The following is a 1,484-nucleotide window of genomic DNA, read 5'->3' as shown; positions in this document are numbered from 1 at the left end:
ACCAGCGCGGAGTCGACTGGCAGTTCACCACCGACGACGCCCGCACCCGACTCCGTCACCTCTACCCCAAAGGTTAGAAGCGACGGTCTACTAGCCCTTTGGGCCGACGACCAGGACTGGCTCCGCCAACCCTTGGCGTGCGATCGGAGCCGCGGTGTGAAGTAGCAGGAGCAGCGGACGAAGCTGCCCGCGTTCACCCCGGTTTGTCGCGGCTTGGCTGACCAGTGTGTTGCGACGGAGGCGATGCCTGGAAGTCCGAGCTGGAACATCTCCACGGACGTCAACAGAAGGTCGGTCCGTTCCTCGTGCAGCTCCCCTCGACGTGTTCGAAATGGGGAAGTGGGAAGTGGCGGAGCCTCTGCCGCCTATGTTCGCAACCATCGAAGACTCTTGTCTCCGAGGGCGCGAAGCTCTTGGCGGGGGGCGATGATCGGGATGTCAGTGATTCCGCTGCCCGTAAGGTTTGCCCCGCGATCTGATCCGTCCGGCCCGTGGCTGGACGGAGGGCCGGTGCTGTCACCGCGGTGTTGTTGGCCGCGTCGGCGCTGGCCGCCACCGTGCTTGTGCTGGTGTGGAGTTGGACCGACCGGCTCGGCCTGCCATAGGACAGGGTCGGCATCGCAACTGGAGTTGGTGAAGATCGCGGCGTCGGTGTTGGTGGCGCAGGCGGGCTGTGCTCGCTATGCCTGATCGCCCGCCGGCGGCACATACAGGAGCTGGCCCAGCGCGATCGCGCACAAGAGCACGCCGAGCGGGTGGTCGCTGACGCTCGCGACGACGTCCGCACCCGCCCGCACCACGACCTCTCCGTCTGTCCACAGAGACCTGGTAGAGCCGGCGAGAACGCGAGCACCTGCTGCTCTCACGGGTGCCTTGATCCGACTGTGGCTCGAGCGGGCCGCGTGCTCGTGCGGATCGGCAACACGCTGCCGGTAGAACCTGACTTGTCCAACGTCGGCTGAGCAACAGCGGTCTGGCGAATCCTGTGCTGGGGCCAGGATCTCGTGCGTCTGTTGTCAATGGCAAAAAGGGCATCAGACATGGCCGCGCGGGCTCCTGTGGGGCGGGATGCTTGCGTCCGGTCGGTGTGCGTTCTTTGCTTGTTCTGTTCCGTGAGCTGGCTTGAGTCGCCCCTAGAGCGTGAGCGCATGGCGATCACGCGGACGCGCCCAGGAGGCGGACGCGGCGGGCACCGTGTGGTGTCGCGGATAGCGGAGGCGGGAGTACCGGCGGTCATTACGGTCGTCGCTAGCTTGGAAAGTGTTGGTGTGATGAGCAGTGTGGGAGCCCGGTTGGGGACTTCGGTCCTGGCCGGGTTTCTGCTGCGTTGACGGGGGCGGCGGATGGCTGTTCACGGCAATATGTTTGTGCCTCCGGAGTTGAATTGGATTTTCATCATTCTTGCGGGTGGTGATTGGCCGCCTGGTCGTGAGGGTGAGATCTGGCAGATCCATGAGGCGTTGCTGGAGGCCGGTGACGATCTC

At 64.8% G+C, this 1,484-nt stretch carries 1 protein-coding gene; it reads right to left on the bottom strand.

The window, feature by feature from the left end:
* Positions 1–680: 680 nt before the first annotated feature.
* Positions 681–866: a hypothetical protein gene (locus BM417_RS47460; RefSeq protein ID WP_143139134.1), complete on the bottom strand. Its 186-nt coding sequence runs from the start codon at positions 864–866 to the stop codon at positions 681–683.
* Between the last annotated feature and the right edge of the window lie 618 nt (positions 867–1,484).

The organism is Lentzea waywayandensis (assembly GCF_900115955.1).
Classification (GTDB): Bacteria; Actinomycetota; Actinomycetes; order Mycobacteriales; family Pseudonocardiaceae; genus Lentzea; species Lentzea waywayandensis.
The sequence above is the reverse complement of the archived record's forward strand: the minus strand, read 5'-3'. Positions and strand labels throughout refer to the sequence as shown.